Origin of the sequence: Aquabacterium sp. CECT 9606 (genome assembly GCF_918741295.1) — a bacterium.
In the GTDB taxonomy this organism is placed as follows: Bacteria; Pseudomonadota; Gammaproteobacteria; order Burkholderiales; family Burkholderiaceae_C; genus Aquabacterium.
Genome location: NZ_CAKKNB010000001.1, coordinates 73,524 through 92,613, shown reverse-complemented (window position 1 = coordinate 92,613; position 19,090 = coordinate 73,524). Strand labels below are relative to the sequence as shown.

Annotated in this window: 19 protein-coding genes; 3 read left to right on the top strand and 16 right to left on the bottom strand. The window is 64.2% G+C overall.

The features are described from left to right. Nucleotides 1-3: 3 nt before the first annotated feature. From LQ232_RS00395 to LQ232_RS00365, 7 genes are all read right to left on the bottom strand, one after another. Nucleotides 4-816 carry a DNA-binding domain-containing protein gene (locus LQ232_RS00395; RefSeq protein WP_230177345.1) on the bottom strand — a complete coding sequence of 271 codons (813 nt, stop codon included), beginning with the start codon at nucleotides 814-816 and terminating at the stop codon, nucleotides 4-6. After that, nucleotides 813-1,667 carry a DUF692 domain-containing protein gene (locus tag LQ232_RS00390; protein WP_230177336.1) on the bottom strand — a complete coding sequence of 285 codons (855 nt, stop codon included), beginning with the start codon at nucleotides 1,665-1,667 and terminating at the stop codon, nucleotides 813-815. Before LQ232_RS00390 ends, LQ232_RS00395 begins: the two co-directional genes overlap by 4 nt. An 8-nt stretch (nucleotides 1,668-1,675) precedes the next feature. After that, on the bottom strand, nucleotides 1,676-1,966 hold the full coding sequence (locus LQ232_RS00385; protein WP_230177334.1) for a hypothetical protein: 291 nt from the start codon (nucleotides 1,964-1,966) through the stop codon (nucleotides 1,676-1,678). Between the two features lie 68 nt (nucleotides 1,967-2,034). After that, entirely contained in the window at nucleotides 2,035-2,922 is an 888-nt protein-coding gene (locus LQ232_RS00380) for an AraC family transcriptional regulator (protein WP_230177332.1), read from the bottom strand. After that, the gene (locus LQ232_RS00375) at nucleotides 2,903-3,457 is read right to left on the bottom strand and encodes a carboxymuconolactone decarboxylase family protein (protein WP_230177330.1); all 555 of its coding nucleotides are present in this window, start codon (nucleotides 3,455-3,457) and stop codon (nucleotides 2,903-2,905) included. The genes LQ232_RS00380 and LQ232_RS00375 overlap by 20 nt, the downstream gene beginning before the upstream one ends. Nucleotides 3,458-3,560: 103 nt before the next feature. After that, a complete protein-coding gene (locus tag LQ232_RS00370; RefSeq protein ID WP_230177328.1) occupies nucleotides 3,561-3,947 on the bottom strand; it encodes an OsmC family protein in 387 nt (128 codons plus the stop codon). Between the two features lie 36 nt (nucleotides 3,948-3,983). Continuing rightward, nucleotides 3,984-4,697, bottom strand: a complete 714-nt coding sequence (locus LQ232_RS00365) for a hypothetical protein (protein ID WP_230177326.1) — start codon at nucleotides 4,695-4,697, stop codon at nucleotides 3,984-3,986. 290 nt (nucleotides 4,698-4,987) lie between these two features. Here LQ232_RS00365 and LQ232_RS00360 point away from each other — a divergent pair, with 290 nt between their 5' ends. Together LQ232_RS00360 and LQ232_RS00355 are read left to right on the top strand one after the other, a co-directional pair. Beyond that, nucleotides 4,988-6,811, top strand: a complete 1,824-nt coding sequence (locus tag LQ232_RS00360; protein WP_230177324.1) for an acyl-CoA dehydrogenase C-terminal domain-containing protein — start codon at nucleotides 4,988-4,990, stop codon at nucleotides 6,809-6,811. 178 nt (nucleotides 6,812-6,989) lie between these two features. Then, entirely contained in the window at nucleotides 6,990-8,714 is a 1,725-nt protein-coding gene (locus tag LQ232_RS00355; protein ID WP_230179690.1) for an AMP-binding protein, read from the top strand. A 22-nt stretch (nucleotides 8,715-8,736) separates the two neighbouring features. On the opposite strand, the gene LQ232_RS00350 is transcribed toward LQ232_RS00355, so the two are convergent. Genes LQ232_RS00350 through LQ232_RS00340 form a run of 3 tightly spaced genes read right to left on the bottom strand, consistent with a single transcriptional unit; the run spans nucleotide 8,737 to nucleotide 12,021 of the window. Then, nucleotides 8,737-9,714, bottom strand: coding sequence for an alpha/beta hydrolase (locus tag LQ232_RS00350; protein ID WP_230177316.1), 978 nt, complete (start codon nucleotides 9,712-9,714; stop codon nucleotides 8,737-8,739). After that, complete coding sequence (locus LQ232_RS00345; protein WP_230177314.1) at nucleotides 9,711-10,547, bottom strand: SDR family oxidoreductase; 837 nt, start codon at nucleotides 10,545-10,547, stop codon at nucleotides 9,711-9,713. The genes LQ232_RS00350 and LQ232_RS00345 overlap by 4 nt, the downstream gene beginning before the upstream one ends. Before the next feature lie 7 nt (nucleotides 10,548-10,554). Further along, entirely contained in the window at nucleotides 10,555-12,021 is a 1,467-nt protein-coding gene (locus tag LQ232_RS00340) for an NAD(P)/FAD-dependent oxidoreductase (protein WP_230177296.1), read from the bottom strand. A gap of 72 nt (nucleotides 12,022-12,093) precedes the next feature. On the opposite strand from LQ232_RS00340, the gene LQ232_RS00335 reads away from it, so the two are divergent. Continuing rightward, complete coding sequence (locus tag LQ232_RS00335; protein WP_230177294.1) at nucleotides 12,094-12,786, top strand: TetR/AcrR family transcriptional regulator; 693 nt, start codon at nucleotides 12,094-12,096, stop codon at nucleotides 12,784-12,786. A gap of 43 nt (nucleotides 12,787-12,829) precedes the next feature. Here LQ232_RS00335 and LQ232_RS00330 read toward each other — a convergent pair whose 3' ends face one another. From LQ232_RS00330 to LQ232_RS00305, 6 genes are all read right to left on the bottom strand, one after another. Further along, the gene (locus LQ232_RS00330) at nucleotides 12,830-13,750 is read right to left on the bottom strand and encodes a hypothetical protein (RefSeq protein ID WP_230177285.1); all 921 of its coding nucleotides are present in this window, start codon (nucleotides 13,748-13,750) and stop codon (nucleotides 12,830-12,832) included. 66 nt (nucleotides 13,751-13,816) lie between these two features. Further along, nucleotides 13,817-14,890, bottom strand: coding sequence for a DMT family transporter (locus tag LQ232_RS00325; RefSeq protein ID WP_230177283.1), 1,074 nt, complete (start codon nucleotides 14,888-14,890; stop codon nucleotides 13,817-13,819). Nucleotides 14,891-14,930: 40 nt separating this feature from the next. Next, a complete protein-coding gene (lipA, locus tag LQ232_RS00320) occupies nucleotides 14,931-15,890 on the bottom strand; it encodes a lipoyl synthase (RefSeq protein WP_230177281.1) in 960 nt (319 codons plus the stop codon). Nucleotides 15,891-15,907: 17 nt separating this feature from the next. After that, nucleotides 15,908-16,588 (bottom strand): lipoyl(octanoyl) transferase LipB, encoded by a 681-nt coding sequence (gene lipB / locus LQ232_RS00315; RefSeq protein ID WP_230177279.1) that lies wholly within the window; start codon nucleotides 16,586-16,588, stop codon nucleotides 15,908-15,910. Next, a complete protein-coding gene (dprA, locus tag LQ232_RS00310; RefSeq protein WP_230177276.1) occupies nucleotides 16,588-17,712 on the bottom strand; it encodes a DNA-processing protein DprA in 1,125 nt (374 codons plus the stop codon). Before dprA ends, lipB begins: the two co-directional genes overlap by 1 nt. A 22-nt stretch (nucleotides 17,713-17,734) precedes the next feature. Then, complete coding sequence (locus LQ232_RS00305; RefSeq protein WP_230177274.1) at nucleotides 17,735-18,904, bottom strand: LysM peptidoglycan-binding domain-containing protein; 1,170 nt, start codon at nucleotides 18,902-18,904, stop codon at nucleotides 17,735-17,737. Nucleotides 18,905-19,090: the final 186 nt, after the last annotated feature.

Sequence of the window (19,090 nt, the reverse complement as noted above, 5' to 3'; positions counted from 1 at the left end):
GCGCTATCTGGCCAGCAAGCCCTCGTCCATCCAGCGGCGCAAGTAGCCACCGGCCAGGGTCGCCGCGTTCTCGTTCTCAGGCAACATCTCGGCCAGCAAGCCACAGATCTCCGCGAAGGACTTGGCCTGCATCACCGCCTGCAAAGCCCCTGCCTCGATCGACGGCACGCTTCTGAAATGCGGACGCTCTTCAAAGCGCCACACCACCACCGCCATCGGCGAGGGCAAGGCCTCGACCGGCGGCACGTCAAGCTCCTGGTCCAGCGCATGCCACAGGCTCAAGGTGTTGCAGCCCAGGCTGATCAGGACCAAGGTGGGGTGCGGCTTGAACACCACCGTGGCCCAATCTTCAGGCGCCAGCGCCGCCACATCGGCCATGGCCAATACCGGCGCATCCACACCATCAAAGGCGGCGCGCATGCTCCAGTCCAGGCGGGCGATCTCGGCCACCTCGGGGTGGTCGCCCAAGGTGCCGTCCGCGCTCAAACGCTGTGCCAGCCAATCGGGGTAGGCTGAGCCATACCAGCGCAGGTTGGCCGATGCAGAAGGGTTTGCCTCGATGAACTCGGCCGACAAGGCATCGAACCATTCGTCGCCCAGGTACAGCAAGGTGTGGCCAAAGCTGTCGCGCAAGGTCTCTTGCAAACGCGCCCGGTAAGCATGGTGGTAGATGCCCAGGCGCTGCGCTGCGCTGCCCGGCACCACGCTGACCACATCCGCCAAAGCGGCTGCATCGCCCGCCAGCACATGGCCCTGCAGGCGTGACTGCAAGGCCTCTAGCGACGATGCGGTTGAGCCGACAGGCATTTTCATCATGCAGCCTGCCTTTCGAGCACCGAGGCGGCCACGCGGCGCGCCTGGTCCAGCTCGGCGAGCAGCTCAGGCAAAGGCGGGATGTGGTCATCGCGCTCGATCATGGTGGCCACCGCGCCAAAGCGCGCGCAGGCCTTGGCGTACAAGGCCCACACCGCATCGGCCACCGGGTGGTCGTGCGTGTCGATGATGTGGTCGCCGTGGTCGGTGTGGCCCGCCAGGTGGATCTGCTGCACGCGGCCCACAGGGATGTGGTTGATGAAGTCCACGGCATCAAAGCCATGGTTCACGCTGCTGACGTGGATGTTGTTCACATCCAGCAGCAGCAGGCAATCGGCCTCTTCGCACAGGCGGGCGATGAACTCCCATTCCGTCATGTGCGAGCTTTGGAATTGAACATAGCTGGAGACGTTCTCCAGCACCAGACGGCGGCCTAAGGCGTCTTGCACCTGGCGCACGTTGCGCACCACCAGAGCCAGTGCTTCGTCGGTGTAGGGCAAGGGCATGAGGTCGTGCAACTGGCGGCCATGCACGCCGGTCCAGCACAGGTGGTCTGACACCCAGAGGGGATCGACACGTTGGACCAAGGCGGCCAGCTTCTTCAAATAGCTTGCGTCAGGCCCGGCCACCGAGCCGATGGACAGCGAGACGCCGTGCATGGCCATGGGGTAGCGCTCACGCAAAGCATCGAGCATGCGCAGCGGCTTGCCGCCGGGCACCATGTAGTTCTCGGAAATGATCTCGAGCCAGTCCACCGCTTGGGGCTGGGCCAGGAAGTCGGGGTAGTGCACGGTGCGCAGCCCCAGCCCGAAACCGGGCGAGGGCCGCGTCAGCACGGCAGGCCGCGTGCTCATGCGCCTGTTTACTTGGCGGCGCCCAGGTCGCCAATGGTGCCGCCCTTGCTCAGGCAGGCCTTGGCATCCATGGCCTTGAAGCCGTGGCCTTTGCAGGCGTTCTGGCCCTTGCAGGCGCTTTCAGTGGTCTTGCAATCGCTGTTGCCCTTGCAGGAGTGCACGCCGTAGCAATGCACTTTGTCGCTGGCGGCCACGGCCGAGCCCATGCTGCCGGCGGGTGCTTCGGCGGCAAAGGCGGCGCCCGACATGGCGATCATCGCGGCAGCCAGGGCCAGGGAAGAGGAGTTGCGTTGGGTCATGGTGATTTCTCCGGTGAGGTCAAATTTGGTTGAGGAACAAAGGGGTAGTCGGGCGCCCCACTCAGTTCTTACACCTCCACCGAAAAATTGTTGTGCTCACCACGCGACTGCGTCAACCACTGGCGTGGCGATACGCCCATCCTTTGCGCAAACACCCGCGACAAAGCCGACGCGTTGGCATAGCCCAGCTCCGAGGCCAGCAGCTTGATGGCTTTGCCTTGGCGCAAGCCGGCCTGGGCCAGGCTCATGCGCCAGTTGGCCAGGTAATCGCCGGGAGTGGCGCCCACCACGCTTTTGAACCGGGCCGCGAAAGCCGTGCGAGACATGCCGGCCTCTTGCGCCAAGGTATCCAGGCTCCACGGTTGGCCAGGATGATCGTGCAAGGCGGCCAGCGCACGGGCCAAGCGCGGATCGGCCAGCCCCGTCAGCATGCCCACCGGCACACCACCGTCCTCGGGGTGGTCCAGCAGCCAGCGCAGCATCTGCAGCAAGACCACCTCGAACAACCGATCGGCCAGCAGCCGTTGGCCACACTGCACGCGATCGGTCTCGGCAAACAACAAGGCCAGCGCAGGCGCCAGGCCCTCCACCCGGTTCAAAGGCAAACACACCAGCGGCGGCAAGGCCTGCACCAAGGGGTGGGTGTGGCCCCCCTCGAAATCGAGCGTGGCGCAGGCAAAGTCGGCGCCGTCATCAGGCGCGTTGTGGAACTGGTGTGCCAGCGGCCTGGGGTAGAACAGCAGGCTGGGCTCGGACACCTGGATGCGCTTGCGCAGGCCGGTGTTGGCACGGTGCGTGACCACCATCTCGCCTTGCCGCAGCACATGCAGAAAGCCACGCCCGGGTTTGGCGGCGTAGGTGGTTACGCCACACAAGGGCCCGGTGTGGAACAAGTGTGCTCGAACGCTGAAGCGCTCGAGCAAGGAAGACAGCCGGTCAATGGGCTGAGTTGCCATCGTGCAGGGCCACCTTGGGAAAGTCGACGGGCACGTTCAAAGCCACGTTGATGTAATTGGTGAAGAGGTTCAAGGCCACATGCGCCAGGATCTCCACCACCTGCTCGTCGCCAAAGCCCACTTCGTGCAAGCTGGCCACATCGCCATCGGTGATCTGGCCACGCTGGCTGACCACTTTCAGCGCAAAGCGCAAGGCAGCGGCGGTGCGCGGGTCGGTGGACTGGCCGAGCTGTGCGGCGGCCATCTCTGCCGCCGACACGCCGGCCTTCTGGCCCAGCGCCGTGTGGGCCGCCAGGCAGTATTCGCATTGGTTGCGGTTGGCGATGGTCACGGCGATCTGCTCGCCCAGGGTGGAACCGAGGCTGCCTTTGCTCAAGGCGCCAAAGGCAGCCCACATGCTTTGCAAAGCCACGGGCGAGTTGGCCACGGCCTTGAACATGTTGGGTGTGGCGCCAAAGGCCTGCTGAATCTGGCCAAGAATGGCTTGGCTGGCGGCGGGGGCTTGGGTGGCCTGGAGGAGGGTGACGCGGGACATGGTGCTTCCTTGTGGGTGAATGGAGCCTCAGTGTCCCGGCGCCTCATGAACCCGTGGACTCATTCCGTACAGGATTCATACCCATTCGTCCCAACCCACACCCTCACGCCAGCTTGGTGTGGATGGGCACGCCGCCCTTGAGCGTCAAGGTGACGGGCGTGCGCTCGGCGATGTCGAGCAGCCTGGCTCGCTGTTCGTCGTCCAGGCCCACGATGGTGAGCGTGCGGTCGATCTTCGCTGCGCCATCCTCGCCGCGCGAGAAATGCAAACCCACCTCCACGCGCTCCAGCGGCCAAGCCTTGCGGTCGGCGTACATGCGCAAGGTGATGGCCGTGCAGGCGCCCAGGCTGGCCAATAAAAGGTCGTAAGGCGCGGGGCCTGCGTTGGCGCCACCCAAGGCCTGGGGCTCGTCGGAAACCAAAGCATGGCCTCCAACCTCAATCCGCGTGCTGTAGTGATCGCGCCCGATGCGGGCCACGCCGTGTGCCATGGTGCTGCCTCCTCTTTAAGTAAGGGGGCATCTTACTTATTTGTAAGCCGCCACCCGTGCCGCATCCAGCTCTTTCTCCATCTGCCCCTGGTCAATCAACTGATCCTTGAAGCGCTTCATGATCACCGCTTCACGTGCCTTGTACTCGGCGGTCTGGGCGTCTTCGGCCTTGAGCTTGGCATCCATGGCCGCGTCGGGCTCCAAAGCGCGCAGCAGGGCCTGGCGGGCGGCCTCTTCCATGGGCTTGCGCTGGGCCGCGTCGGGGATCATGTCGGCATAGATGGCCGACTGCAGCATCAAAGCCTCAGGCCCGGTGACTTCCTGGTTGGCAAAGCGCACGGGCAAGGCGTCCAGGATGCGTTGGCCCACCTGGGCACGCTCCAGCGCATTGGGCTGGTCCTTCAACTCGTTCCACTTGTCCATGTCCCGTTTGAAGCGCAGGTAGCCCACCAGGCGCTTGAGCTCCTGGTCGCGCTGAGGGTGGTTGCGCAAAGAGTCCACCAATTGCTGCCACTGCTTGGGGTCGATGTCGGCGGGTCGCTCGATCTCGTGGCTGCCCGATGAGGAGGGCGCGGCGGCTGGCGGCTCGTTGTCCAGCATCTTGGCGTAAGCCTCCACGTGCGCGGGGGTGGGCGGGGCCTTGGGCGAATAGGTCTGGCTGGCGTAATACGCGCCTGCGAGCATGGCCGCCACCACTGCGCCACCGACCACCCAGGCGGTTTTTGAACGCTGCTTTTTGATCACCAACATGACTGCCACTTCCTCGATCAGGATCTACTTCACAGACTCGATCGTTGCATGCAAGCCGTTCAAGCCCCCCAGGGTAACTCCGCGTCACCCCCCTTTCAGGGGGCGAAAATGGGCCCGAAGATCGGCAATTTGGCCCCTTGGCTTGCAGAACATCCCCCCGAACGCCTCACTCTGCGGTATAAATGCGACCTCAATTCGAACGATCGTTTGAAAAGCACGGTCGTTCGAAAATCCAGATTGTTTCCATGGCCCGGCCGCTGTTCACGCGGCTTTCAAAGAGGTGACACCCTATGCCGCAGTACAAGGCGCCCTTGCGCGACATGCGCTTCCTGTTGAACGACGTGTTCGACTACACCAGCCACTACGCCAGCCTGTCCAACGGCGGCGAAGCCACGCCAGACATGGTCGAGGCCATTCTGGAAGGTGCGGCCACCTTCTGTGAAGAGGTGTTGGCCCCCCTGAACCTGTCGGGCGACCAGGAAGGCTGCCATTTTGAAAACGGCAACGTCACCACGCCCAAAGGCTTCAAGGAAGCCTACAAAGAGTACGTGGCTGGCGGCTGGCAAGGCCTGTCGCATGAAGTGAAGCACGGCGGCCAAGGTCTGCCCATGTCGCTGAACCTGCTCAAGGCTGAAATGATGGGCACGGCCAACTGGTCGTTCACCATGTACCCCGGCCTGAGCTTGGGTTGCATGAACACCATCATGCAATACGGCACCGAAGCGCAAAAAGACCTGTACATGCCCCCGCTGGTGTCCGGCGAGTGGACCGGCACCATGTGCCTGACCGAACCCCAGTGCGGCACCGACCTGGGCCAAGTCAAGACCAAGGCCGAGCCCGTGGGCGACGGCACCTACAAGCTCACCGGCACCAAGATCTTCATCTCGGCTGGCGAACACGATCTGGCCGACAACATCATCCACATCGTGCTGGCCCGCCTGCCCGACGCGCCCAAGGGCACCCGCGGCATCTCGCTGTTCATCGTGCCCAAGTTCCTGGTGAACGCCGATGGCTCGGTGGGTGAGCGCAACCCCGTGGTCTGCGGCTCGATCGAGCACAAGATGGGCATCCGCGCATCGGCCACCGCCGTGCTGAACTTCGACGGCGCCGTGGGTTACATGATCGCCGAGCCCAACAAGGGCCTGGAAGCCATGTTCACCTTCATGAACACCGCCCGCATCGGCACCGCCGTGCAAGGCGTGGCCCATGCCGAGCTGTCGTACCAAGGCTCTTTGCCCTACGCCAAGGAGCGCCGCTCGATGCGCGCCTTGTCGGGCAAGAAGGACGCCGAGCACACCGCCGACGCCCTGATCTGGCACGCTGACGTGCGCCGCATGCTGTTGATCCAGAAGTGCGTGGCCGAAGGCGGCCGCGCCATGATTTACCACGCAGCCAAGCTGGCCGACAACATGGTCAACGGCGTGCTGGAAGGCAACAAGGCCAAGTACGAAGAGTTCGACGACAAGCTGGGTTTCTACACCCCCATCCTGAAGGGCTTCCTGACCGAGATGGGCCTGGAAGCAGCCAACCTGGGCATGCAAGTGTTTGGTGGCCACGGCTACATCAAGGAACACGGCATGGAGCAGATCGCCCGCGACGCGCGCATCTCCACCTTGTACGAAGGCACGACCGGCATCCAGGCACTCGACCTGCTGGGCCGCAAGGTGTTGCTGACCACCAAGGGCAAGTGCGTGCGCGAGTTCACTGGCGACATGCTGAACCTGGCCAAGCCCAACCTGCTGTCGGGCGGCGCCCTGGGCAAGATGGCCCGCCAGTTGGCCAGCCGAGCCATCCAGTGGAACGTGCTGACGACGCGCATCATGCTGCGCGCCGCCAAGGACCGCGACCTGGTCAGCTCGGCCAGCGTTGACTTCCTGATGTACTCGGGTTACCTGATGATGGCCCACTTCTGGTTGCTGCAGGCCCAAAAGGCCAGCGAGCTGCTGGCCAGCGGCAAGGGCAAAGAGCCCGCCGACTTCTACAAGGCCAAGATCCAGACCGCCGAGTTCTACTTCGAGCGCCTGCTGCCCCGTGCCGATGGCCACAAGAAGAGCGCCCTGGCGCCCACCAGCGCCATCATGGCGATGGACGCGGAGCACTTCACGTTCCAGTGATCGACGCACAGATGTCGCTCTCAAAGGCCCTCGCAAGAGGGCCTTTTTTCATGGGGGGTGGCTTGGCGGGAACCCCGCCCTCGACTGAGGGATGGCAAGAATCCGGATCTATTGCAAAATGACAGCAGTTGTTTTCAGATAGACCCCCGGTTTTTTTCCACAGGACAAATTCATGTCGATTGCCAAACCTTGGTTGAGCCAATACGGCTCTGGCGTGCCCGCGACGGTCAATCCCGACGAGTACGCCTCGCTGGTTGACCTGCTTGAAGCGGCCTTCAAGACGCACGCCAAGCGCGACATGGCCGCGTTCAGGGATTCGCGCTGGACCTTTGCCGAGATCGACGCCCAATCCAAGGCCCTGGCCACCTGGCTGCAATCGCTGAACCTGGCCAAGGGCGCCCGCGTGGCCATCATGATGCCCAACGTGCCGCAGTACACCGTGGCCATTGCGGGTGTGTTGCGCGCGGGCTTCGTGGTCGTCAATGTCAACCCGATGTACACGCCACGCGAGCTGGAACACCAATTGAAGGACTCCGACGCCGAGGTCATCATCGTGCTCGAGAACTTTGCCGTGACCTTGCAGGATGTGGTCGAGCGCACGCCCCTCAAGCACATCGTGCTGAGCGCCATGGGCGATGTCTTTGGCGCCATCAAGGGGCCGCTGGTCACCTTCAATGCCCGCCACCTTGAGAAAAATGTGGTGGCCTTCAGCCTGCCCGACAACGAGCGCTGCAAGCAGACCACCCTCAAGGTTGCCCTGGCCAAGGGCCGTGCGGGCAAATATGTGCGCCCCGCCATCAAGGGCTCCGACCCGGCCTTCCTGCAATACACGGGCGGCACCACCGGCGTGTCCAAGGGAGCCACGCTGTCGCACCGCAATGTCACGGCCAACATCCTGCAGTGCGAGGCCTGGCTCAAGCCTGAGCTCGACAAGATCGACGGCCCGTTGATCAACGTGGTGGCCCTGCCGCTGTACCACATCTTCGCGCTCACGGTATGCTTCTTCCTGAGCGTGCGCATGGGCACCATGAACGTGCTGATCGACAACGCGCGCGACCTGCCCGGCCTGATCAAGACGCTGAAGAAGTACAAGTTCACGCAGTTCCCGGCCGTCAACACCTTGTACAACGCCTTGGTGGAAGAGCCCGATTTCGCCACGGTTGATTTCTCGCGCCTGCGCATGTGCATCGGCGGCGGCATGGCCGTGCAACGCTCCACCGCCGAAGAGTGGCAGCGCATCACTGGCGTGCCCATCGTGGAGGGCTATGGCCTGTCCGAGACGGCCCCGGTGCTCACCATCAACAAGCTGGACCACAAGGCCTACAACGCCGCCATCGGCTATCCCCTGCCCTCCACCGAGATCGTGCTGTTGAACGACGATGGCCAGGTGCAGCCCACTGGCGAGCCCGGCGAGATCTGCGTGCGCGGCCCGCAAGTGATGTCAGGCTACTGGAGACGCCCTGACGAGACCGCCAAGGTCATGACCACCGATGGCTTCTTCCGCACCGGCGACATTGGCGTGTTCGACGAAACCGGCCAGATCAAGATCGTGGACCGCAAGAAGGACATGATCCTGGTGTCGGGCTTCAACGTGTACCCCAACGAGATCGAGCAGGTGGTGAACCTGCACCCCGGCGTGACCGAGTGCGCCGTGGTGGGCGTGCCCGACGAGCGCGCTGGCGAGGCCGTGATGCTGTTCGTGGTGCGCAAGGACTACAGCCTGACCGAGAAGATGGTGGCCGACTATTGCAAGGAACAGCTGACCGGCTACAAGCGTCCCAAGTACGTCGAGTTCCGCGAAGACCTGCCCATGACCAACGTGGGCAAGATCCTGCGCAAAGACCTGCGCGACGAAGCCATCCGCGACATGGCCCTGCGCCGCAAGGACCAGAAGGCCGCCTGAGCCAGCGGCTTCATTCAGCCCCTCAAGAAGCCCACTGCTTCTTCATGAACGCCGCCTGGCGCTGCAAAGCCAGGGTGGCGCTCGGCATGATGCCCGCGTGGATCTGGAACACGTGCCAGCGGCCCTCGTAGATCTCCAGCTCGACCTCGCGGTCAAAGCGCTTGGCGGCATGGGCCAGCCAGACCGAATCATCGTGCAACACTTCGATCTCGCCCACCTGCACCAGCGTGGGCGGCAAGGTGGCCAGGTTCTGGCGTTTGGGGAAGGCCAGCGGGTGATCATGCTGCGGGCGGTACCAGGTGAAGCCCTGGTGGCCCCACTCGATGTTGATCATCGGGTCCAGCTTGCGGTACTTCTTGACGCTCTGGCTGTCGAGCTTGGGGTCGAACGCCGGTGACATCATCACCAGGCACTTGGGGCCTTCAATGCCTTCCAGCTCCAGGGCCTTGGTCACCAGCAAGGTCAGCGTGCCGCCGGCCGAATCGCCAGCCACCGCGATGTTCTCGGGCTTGAAGCCGTCTTTCAGCAACTGCTTGTAGCCGGCCACCGAATCATCGATCTGCGCCGGGAAAGGCGCTTCGGGCACGCGGCGGTAATGGATGGCCAGCACCTGTGCGTTGGCGAACTTGGCCAGGCGGGTGGTGATGCTGCGGTGGCTGCGCGGGCTGCCGGCCACGAAGGCGCCGCCGTGCAGGTACAGGATCGCGTGCTGGGGCTTGGCGCCGCCCTTGGGCGTGATGCGCTCGGCCGCCATGTTGCCCAACCTGGTCTTCTCGACCGTGACACCACCCGCGCCCGGCATCACCACCGACAGCATGTGCAGCACACCACGCTGCAACTGCGGCGGCAGCGGTGGCTTCATGATGGATTTGAAAAAGGCCCGCAGGCTGAAGCGCATCAGCCCGGCCGTCACGGTTTCAAGCGCGCCCGGCAGCGGCGGGTAACGGCGGATGACGGCTTCGCCAGGAGTGGACAGAACTTCGGAGGTCGTCATGCTCATCCCATCATCTTCTTGAAGAAGAAGGTGACCAGCGGCTGGTACCACGAGCCCGTCAGGCGCACCAGCTTGTCCAGGAAGACGGCATCAGGGCCGACCAGCACGCGGCGCTGGTTTTTCTCGACCGCGCGGATCATCTTGCGCGCAGCGCTGTTGGCCGTGGTGGTATTGAGCAGCTTGTCGAAGCGGCGGCGGGCGGCTTCCAGGTCGGCGCCAGGCTTGGCCATCGATGGATCGAGCTTGGCCGCCATCGCGATGTTGGTGCGGATGCCCCCCGGGTGAACACAGGTGGCGCTCACGCCGCAGTTCTCCACGTCCAGCTCCTGGCGCAGCGATTCGGTGAAACCACGCACCGCGAACTTGCTGGCGTTGTAGGTGCCCTGGGTGGGTTGCGACATCAGGCCGAACAGGCTGGAGGTGTTGACGATGTGGCCCTCGCCCGCCTTTTTAAGGTGCGGCAGGAAGGCCTGCGTGCCCCACACCACGCCCCAGAAGTTGATGCCCATGATCCATTCAAAGTCAGCAGGCTTGACCTTGTCGAGCGTGGCGCCCAGGGCCACACCGGCGTTGTTGAACACCAGGTTGACCTGGCCAAACTCGGTGGCCACCTGGTCGGCCCAGGCGTTGACGGCTTCGCGCTGCGACACGTCCAGCTTGGTGGTGGACACCTTCACGCCGTGCTTTTTGGCCAGCGCGGCGGTCTCGGCCAAGCCCGCCTCGTTCACATCGGACAGGGCCACGTGGCAGCCGCGCTGGGCGAGCTCCACGGCCAGTTCGCGGCCCATGCCGGAGGCTGCGCCCGTGATGGCGGCGACTTTGTTCTTGAAGTTCTTCATGGGGTTCTTATTTGGCTTTGACAACGTAATCAGCCAGCTTGAAGGAGCTGGTGGCCTGGCGATAGCGGAAGGTGAAACCTGGCCACAGCGTGGTGTTCTTGCCGCTGGCATTGACATACCAGCTCTTGCAGCCCGAGGCCCACACGGTGCCCTTCAGGCGCGATTGCATGTTCTCCACGAACTTTTGCTGCGCGTCCGCGCGCACGTCCACCACGGACATGCCTTGCTTGCGCATCTTCAGGATCGCATCGAGTGCGTACTGCACCTGCGACTCGATCATGTAGACCATGGAGCTGTGGCCCAGGCCAGTGTTGGGCCCCATCAGAAAGAACAGGTTGGGAAAGCCCGACACGGACATGCCCAGGAAGGCCTCTGGCCCGCCCTGCCGGGCCCAGCCGTCGGACAGGTCGCGCCCGCCCAGGCCGGTGTAGGCGCCACGCGGCACCAGCTCCTGCACCCGGAAGCCCGTGCCCCAGATGATCACGTCGGCGGGGTGCTCGGCGCCATCGGCCGTCACGATGCCCTTGGGCGTGATGCGCTGGATGTGGTCAGGGACGATCTTGACGTTGTCGCGCGCCAAGGCCGGGTAGTAATCGTTGGACACCAGCACCCGCTTGCAACCGGCGCTGAAGTTGGGTGTGAGCGCTTTGCGCTTGGCGGGGTCCTTGATGTGCTTGTTGATGTGGCGCCGGCCCAAGACCTCAAGCACCTTCAGGATCTTGGGAGAGATCACGAAGGCCACCACGCGGCCCTCCAGGATCCAGTAGGTGGACCAGCGGTGCAGCTTTTGCGTGAAAGGGATCAGGCGCGTGATGCGCTTGGCCAGCTCCGAGCGTTTCCAGTCGGGCTTGGGCATGACCCACGGCGCCGTGCGCTGGAAGTAATCCAGGCGGGCCACCTTGGGCGCGATCTGAGGCACGAACTGGATGGCGCTGGCACCCGAGCCGATCACGGCCACGCGCTTGCCGCGCAGGTCCACGTCATGGCGCCAGTTGGCCGAGTGGAACATCTCGCCCGCAAAGGTTTCGCTGCCTTCGGTTTTGGGGACAAAAGGATTGCTCAGCGCGCCCGCCCCTGAGACCAGCACCTGGCCGTTGAACTGGCGGCCATCTTCGGTGGACACCACCCATGTGGAGGTACCTTCGTCAAAACGCGACGCCACCACATTGGCGTTGTAGCGAATGTGCGGCAAGATGCCGTACTTCTCGGCGCAACGGCGCAGATAGGCCCAGATCTCGGGCTGGGGAGCGAACTGCCGTGACCAATCGGGATTGGGTTCGAATGAATAAGAATACAGGTGCGACTGCACATCGCAGGCGCAGCCCGGGTAGTGGTTATCACGCCAAGTACCGCCCACATCGTCGGCCCGCTCCAGGATGACAAAATCATCCACGCCGGACTGCTTCAATCGGATCGCCATGCACAGGCCTGAAAACCCCGTGCCGACGATCACCACGCCCGCTCGCTCACTCATCAATCCGTCTCCGAGTCCACTGCCGCACTGCACCATTTTGACAATGGTCAACTTCAAAAATAATATTTGACAATGGCTGTTTCCAGAACCAGGGTTAACCCCGAAGCACCCTCCAACTCGGGGACGACCGGCCGGCGTTATGCGGGGGTCGATCCCGTGGAGCGCCAGCGCCAACGCAAGGCGCGCCTGATCGACGCCGCGCTGGCGGTGTTTGGCGAAAAAGGGTTCCACCAATCCACGGTGCGCGACGTGTGCAAGGAAGCCAAGCTCACCTCACGCTACTTTTACGAGTCCTTCGACAGCATGGAGGCCTTGTTCAGATCGGTGTATGGCGCGATCAGCCGGCAACTGATGCAGGCCACGATCGTGGCGCTGGCGCAGTGCCCGCCTGACCCGGAGAAGTTGTCCGAAGCCGCCATCCGCGCCTTCCTGGAGTTCATCCAGGAAGATCCGCGGCGCGCGCGCGTGGGCCTGATCGATGCCCTGAATGTGGGCGAAGGCATGAACTCGCTGGCCAACAAAGCCAGCCAGGATTACGCCCAGCTGGTGGGCGCCTTTGTGCTGCAGTTCTTCCCGAACCTGGCGGAACTGGGCCTGAACCCCACCATCGTGGCCGACGGCCTGGTGGGCTCCAGCAACCGCATCGCCACGCAATGGGTGGCAGAAAAATGCAAAACGCCACTGGACGAAGTGCTGCACAACAGCGTGGCCATCTTCAAGGCCTGCATCGAGCTGGCTCGGCGCGGCCACATCGCCCCACCCTGAAAAACGCCAAGGTGGTGCAGACCTAAGACTGACGAGCGCCGAACTAGGCCGACTGGGCCACCAGGGCTTGGCGCTGGCGTTCATGCTGGCGCCGCTTGATATCCAGGAAGGTGCTGCCGTCCATCTCATGCAATTGGCGGGGGTATTGCTCCATGGACGACAGGAAGCGCGTCAGGCGGCGATCAAAGCGCTGGTCGGCGGGCGCATCCAATGACTGCAGGCAGGCATCGATGGCCAGGTAATACCGCATGGCATTGCGCTCAACCGCACCACGCACCCCATCGATGTAGATGGGCTGGCCGCGCTCGTCCGTGCCCGTTTGGCTGAAGCCCACCTTCGACCGGCCGGCCGTGGCCAGGTAAGCCTTGGTGGCCAGGTGACCCGCCAGGCTGGACGCGTAAGAATAGGACAGGTGGATGAAACTGCGGCCGCCCCCGAGTGACACAGCCTCGACCACGAAGCGGTAGTTGCTGGTGCCCAGGGGCCCTTCTGCCGCCCGCAGTTGCACCTGGAAGTACTCTGGCGTGGCCGAGACCTGCGAGTAAGTGAGGTTCAGGGGAAAGGCGTCCTCCACCGGCTGTTCGAGCTTTTTGCCGATGGCCACCTTCAACACCGACTGGCCCGGCGCTGGGGGCTGGCATTGCTTGGTGTTGGGGTGCAGGATCATCACGTCGCACCAACGTGCCGGATCGCGCAAAGCCTGCTGCACTTTGGTGAAGGGATGCTCTACCAAGGCGTACACGTCGCCCCGCACTTGGCCCGAGGATTCGCGTGAATCGATGACCAGCGGGCGACGAAAAGCACTGTTCTGCAAAGAAGAGCTCAATTGCTCGAACTTGGCGCGCAAATCAGGCGCCGATGATCCGGCGGCACCCTGGGCGTGAGCCAGGTTCAGCCCAGACAGGGTGGCCAGGGCCAGCAGCACGCTGGCGGCGCGGTGTTGAAAAACGGTGATCTTGTTCATGATGTGCTCCTTGCACCATCTGTGGCAATCGGCTTGCCTGCCCAAAGCCAGCAGCCGGCTCCAGCGTCAGCCATGACCATGACCATGACCATGACCATGACGATGGTGCAGATCTGGCAGGTGCGCATGGCTGTGCGTCAATGGTGCGTGGCGGTGCGCGTGCGCGTGGCCCTTGGCGGGATCCCACGGAAAATCGTGCTCATGCCGATGGTGCTCATCGTGGTGGTGAAAGTGCTCATGCGCCATGGGCTCGTGGCTGTGCAGGTGCTGATGGCGCTCGGTCAGGACCAACCAGGTCGCCAGCGCGGTCAAGCCCACGGCCAGGAGCAGCCAAGCGGTGACCGGCTCGCCCAGCAGCACGGCAAAGCCGGCCCCAAAAAACGGCGCAGTGCCAAAGTGGGCACCCGCACGCGCGCTGCCCAGGTGCCGCAAAGCCAGGATGAACAAGACCAGGCTCACGCCATAGCTCAAGGCGCCCAACACGAGCGCCGACACCACGGCTTGCCACGTGGGCAACGATTGCCCCAGGAACAGCGCAATCGCCAGATTGAAGCCGCCTGCCATCAAGCCCTTGATGGCCGCGATCTGCATGGGATCCGCGGACGAGATCGGGCGCGTGAGGTTATTGTCCAGCGCCCAGCACAAGCAAGCGCCAAGGATGGCCACCACACCGATCCACGAGGTGCTTCCACCGCCAGGCCATGCCAGGGCCACGCTCGCGCCCAACATCAAGGCCCCGGCGGCCCACACCCGGCCATCGACCGATTCACGGAAGGCCAGCGCGGCGACCAGCGCGGTGAGGATGCCCTCCAGGCCGAGCAGCAAGGAGGCAAATGCCCCTGGGGTGGATTGCAGACCCCACATCAGCATCACGGGCCCCAGCGCCCCCCCGAACACCACCGCACCGAGCAACCAAGGCCAAGCCTGGCGACGCACCGGGCTTTCTGCGCCCGCGCCCCGGACACGCCGTGCCAGCCGCAGTGTGGCCAAGGCCAGGCCGCTGCCCAGGTAAAGAAGACCCGCCAACATGAGCGGCGACATGCCCGCACCCAAAGCTTTGGCCAGGGGCGCGCTGATGCCGAACAGCGCGGCGGCCAACAAGGCAAACAGCGCATACCGCTGGGTGGAGAGATTGATCATGGGCCGGCCTTGCGTGCTGTTGCGGCGGCCCCGGGTCACATCACACCCCAGCGTGTGCCGCCTGCTGATCGGCGTGGTACGAGCTGCGCACCATGGCGCCCACGGCCGCGTGGCTGAAACCCATCTTGCGGGCTTCTTCCTCGAACATCTTGAAGGTGTCCGGGTGCACATAGCGACGCACCGGCAAGTGGTGCCCGCTGGGCGCCAGGTACTGGCCGATGGTGAGCATGTCGATGTCGTGCTCGCGCATGTCGCGCATCACCTGCAGGATCTCTTCGTCGGTCTCGCCCAGGCCCACCATGATGCCGCTCTTGGTGGGCACGTGCGGCGCGAATTCCTTGAAGCGCTTGAGCAGGTTCAGGCTGTACTGGTAATCCGACCCGGGGCGCGCTTCCTTGTACAGGCGCGGCGCGGTTTCCAGGTTGTGGTTCATCACATCGGGTGGGGCCAGCTTGAGGATCTCCAGCGCGCGGTCCATGCGGCCCCGGAAGTCGGGCGTCAGGATCTCGATCTGGGTGGCGGGGCTGAGCTCGCGCACCTGGCGGATGCATTCCACGAAATGGGCAGCGCCACCGTCGCGCAGATCATCGCGGTCGACGCTGGTGATCACGACGTACTTGAGCTTGAGCGCCGCGATGGTCTTGGCCAGGTTGGCCGGCTCATCAACGTCGAGCGGGTCAGGGCGGCCGTGTCCCACATCGCAAAACGGGCAACGGCGCGTGCACTTGTCGCCCATGATCATGAAGGTGGCCGTGCCCTTGCCAAAGCACTCGCCGATGTTGGGGCAAGAGGCCTCTTCGCACACCGTGTGCAGCTTGTGCTCGCGCAGGATCTGCTTGATCTCGTAGAAGCGGGTGCTGGGCGAGCCCGCGCGCACGCGGATCCAGTCGGGTTTTTTCAGCACCTCGCCGATGGGCACCACCTTGATCGGGATGCGGGCCATCTTGGCCTCAGCTTTTTGCTTGATGGTGGGGTCGTAGGGCGTGGAATCGGTGGCCATCCCGCCACTTTAGCCGATCAGGGCGAAAGCCAGGTGCCCAGCTTGCCGGCGAGCAGGGCGGCCGCCTCGTCCCAGGGCACGTTCACCCCCAGCGAGGCCAGGTCCACCGTCTTCAAGCCCGTGTAGCCGCAAGGGTTGATGCGGTCGTAGGGCGACAGGTTCATGGCCACGTTCAGCGCCACGCCATGGTAGGTGCAATGGCGGCTGACCTTGATGCCCAGCGCAGCGACCTTGCCCAGCCCCTTGAAGGGATCGCGCGGGTCGGCGGGCTCACTCAAAGCCGCGTGGCCGGCGGGATCATTCAGGCGCACATAGATGCCAGGCGCCCCCGCCACGCGGTGCCCGGTGACGCCCAGCACTTCCAGCGTTTTGATGAGCGCCTGCTCCAGCCGGAACACGTATTCCTTGACGTAGATGCCCTGGCGTTTCAAGTCCACCAGCGGGTAGGCCACCACCTGGCCGGGGCCGTGGTACGTGACCTGGCCTCCCCGGTTGGTCTGCACCACGGGGATGTGGTCGGGCCCGGGCGGGTTGAACAGCACGTGGTCGGCCTTGCCAGCCAGGCCTTGAGTGAACACGGGCGGGTGTTCGCAAACCCAGAGTTCATCGGGTGTGTCGGGCGAGCGGGCTTCGGTGAAGGCCTGCATGGCCTGGGCCGTGGGGGCGTAGTCCACCCGGCCCAGCGGCTTGGTCAACATCAACCCAGCCCCACGCGCTGGAACAAGGCGCCAGGCAAGCGCGCCACCTGGCCCATCATTTCCAGCTCCAGCAGGCGCGCGCCCAGGTCGGCGGGGCCCATGCCGGTGCGGGCGGACAAGGCCTCCTGGCCCACCGGGTCGTAACCCATCGCGCCCAGAACCAGGTCTTCACCTTCAGACGCCTCATCGGCTTGATCGTCGCCGGGGCCGGCAGGGGCCAGCGAGGCGGCTCGCCAATTCATCTCTTCCAGCACGTCTTGCGCGGTTTCCACCAGTTTGGCGCCTTGCTTGATCAGGGCATGGCAGCCCTTGGCTTGCGGCGAATGGATGGAGCCCGGGATGGCCAGCACCTCGCGGCCCATCTCCATCGCCAGGCGCGCGGTGATCAGCGAGCCCGATTGCACCGCGGCCTCGACCACCAGGGTGCCGCGCGACAAACCTGCCACGATGCGGTTGCGCTTGGGGAAGTTGCCGGCCAGCGGCGGCGTGCCCAAGGTGAATTCGCTGATCAGCAAGCCATCTTGCGCGATGCGGTGTGCCAGATCGCGGTGGGTTTTGGGATAGACGCGGTCCAGGCCCGTGCCCACCACGGCCACGGTGCTGCCCAGGCGGCCACCTGCCAAAGCGCCTTCGTGCGCCGCCCCGTCAATGCCCAGGGCCAGACCCGACACCACGGTGATGCCCGCCTGGCTCAAGGCCTGGGCAAAGGCAAAAGCGTTTTCCTTGCCTTGGGCGGTGGGGTTTCGGCTGCCCACGATGGCCACGCTGGGCCGTTGCAACAGCGCCACCTGGCCTTGTGCGAACAGCAAAAAAGGCGGATCGGCGGTTTCCAGCAGCGCGGCCGGGTAGCGCTCGTCACCCAGGGTGATCAGGGCACGGGCTTGGCCGGCTGGCGAGGCGTCCAACCAGGCCAGGGTGGCATCCAGTTGCTCGGCCAAGTCGGCCGGGATCTTCAGCAATCCTGTGGCTTCGCGGGCCGGCACTACCTGGCACAAGGCCTCACGGGTGGCGGCAAACACGGCCTGGGGCGAGCCCAGCGCCGCGAGCAGCCGCCGGGCGGAGGTCGGGCCCACGCGTGGTGTCAGCAATAGCCGCAGCCACGCGCCGATTTCGTCGCGTTCCATCTTCAACCTGCGGGATCGTCAATCAGGGCTGGGTGAACTTGTCCCCGGGCTTGACCGGGTCCTTCACGCTCAGGATCAGGGCGTAGGACATGCGGTCAAAGGTGCGGAACACGAACAACAGGCCATGGCGCTCATCGGGCAGCTTGATCATGGGCTTGTCGGGCAAGGTCATGTCGCGGATGGTATTGCCCTCGCGCCACAGGGCCAGCACGTGGCCACGTTCCATGCCGTCGCGGGTGCCCTTGTTCAGGGACACGATCTGGCTTTGGCCGGCCGTCAGGCTTTCGCCATAGATGGACACGATCTGGCCGCTGATGTCTTGGGCGGGTGCGTGCGGAGCCAGGTTGTCGAACTCGCGCGGGGGCACGGGGGCCAGGCGGTCGCCGATCATGCCTTCCTGGCGCAGGATGCTGGTGGTGAAGGTGGAGGGGATGACCATGGGCTGGCCATCGGCGCCGGTGCCTTCCACGCCCTCGCGGACCAGGTTCATGGTGCCCACGTAAGCGGCCTCGTAGCCCAGCACCTCCTTGGTGGTGGGATCACGCAGCGGCTTGGGTTCGCGGAAGATGCGGAACTCGCGGCGGCCACCCAGGTCACCGCGCACATAGGCGGTTTCACCACGCGACAACATCACGCGGCCCTCTTGCGTGGCCACCACGCGCGGTGCGCTCAACAATTCCTGGCTGGTGTCAAAGATGACGGCCTCGTTGAAGAAAGGCTCGATCAGGTGCAAGGGCACGGCCGTGATCGCGTCTTCGAGCGAGCCTTCGCGCACGCGGGGCGACAAGCGGGCATCACCACTGACGCCCACTGGTTGGCCCAGGCGCAGGCGCGCACGGCCACTGGACTTGTCGAGGTACAGCACCTGTCCGGGGAAGATCAGGTGCGGGTTGCGGATCTGCTGCATGTTCATGCCCCACAGCTCGGGCCAGCGCCACGGGCTCTTGAGGAAGAGCTTGGAGATGTCCCACAGGGTGTCGCCACGCTTGACGGTGTAGGAATCAGGCGCGTTGGGCGACAGCTCTGACAGCGCAACCCCGGCTTGCGAAACCTGCTTGGCCGTGGCCTTTTGCTGGTTGGTGATGGGGAAGTTGGGGCCATCGGCAGCTTGTGCGGTGGTGGCCAAAATACCCAGGGATGCCGCAACCGACAAGGCCATGGCATGAGCAAGGGGCAGCAATCGCTGGGTCATGAAAACTCTCTCCAATCCACCCGCCGATGAGATCCCTGACAATAAGGATTCCCAATAACCGGCAAAATCTGGTCAATGATCGTTTGATTCTGCCCGGAAATGACAAGCGGTCGCAACGAAAATTGTCCTCACTTGCCCGCTGAATTTAGCCGGGTGCCTTGGGGTTCGTTGCGCCGCTTCCACATC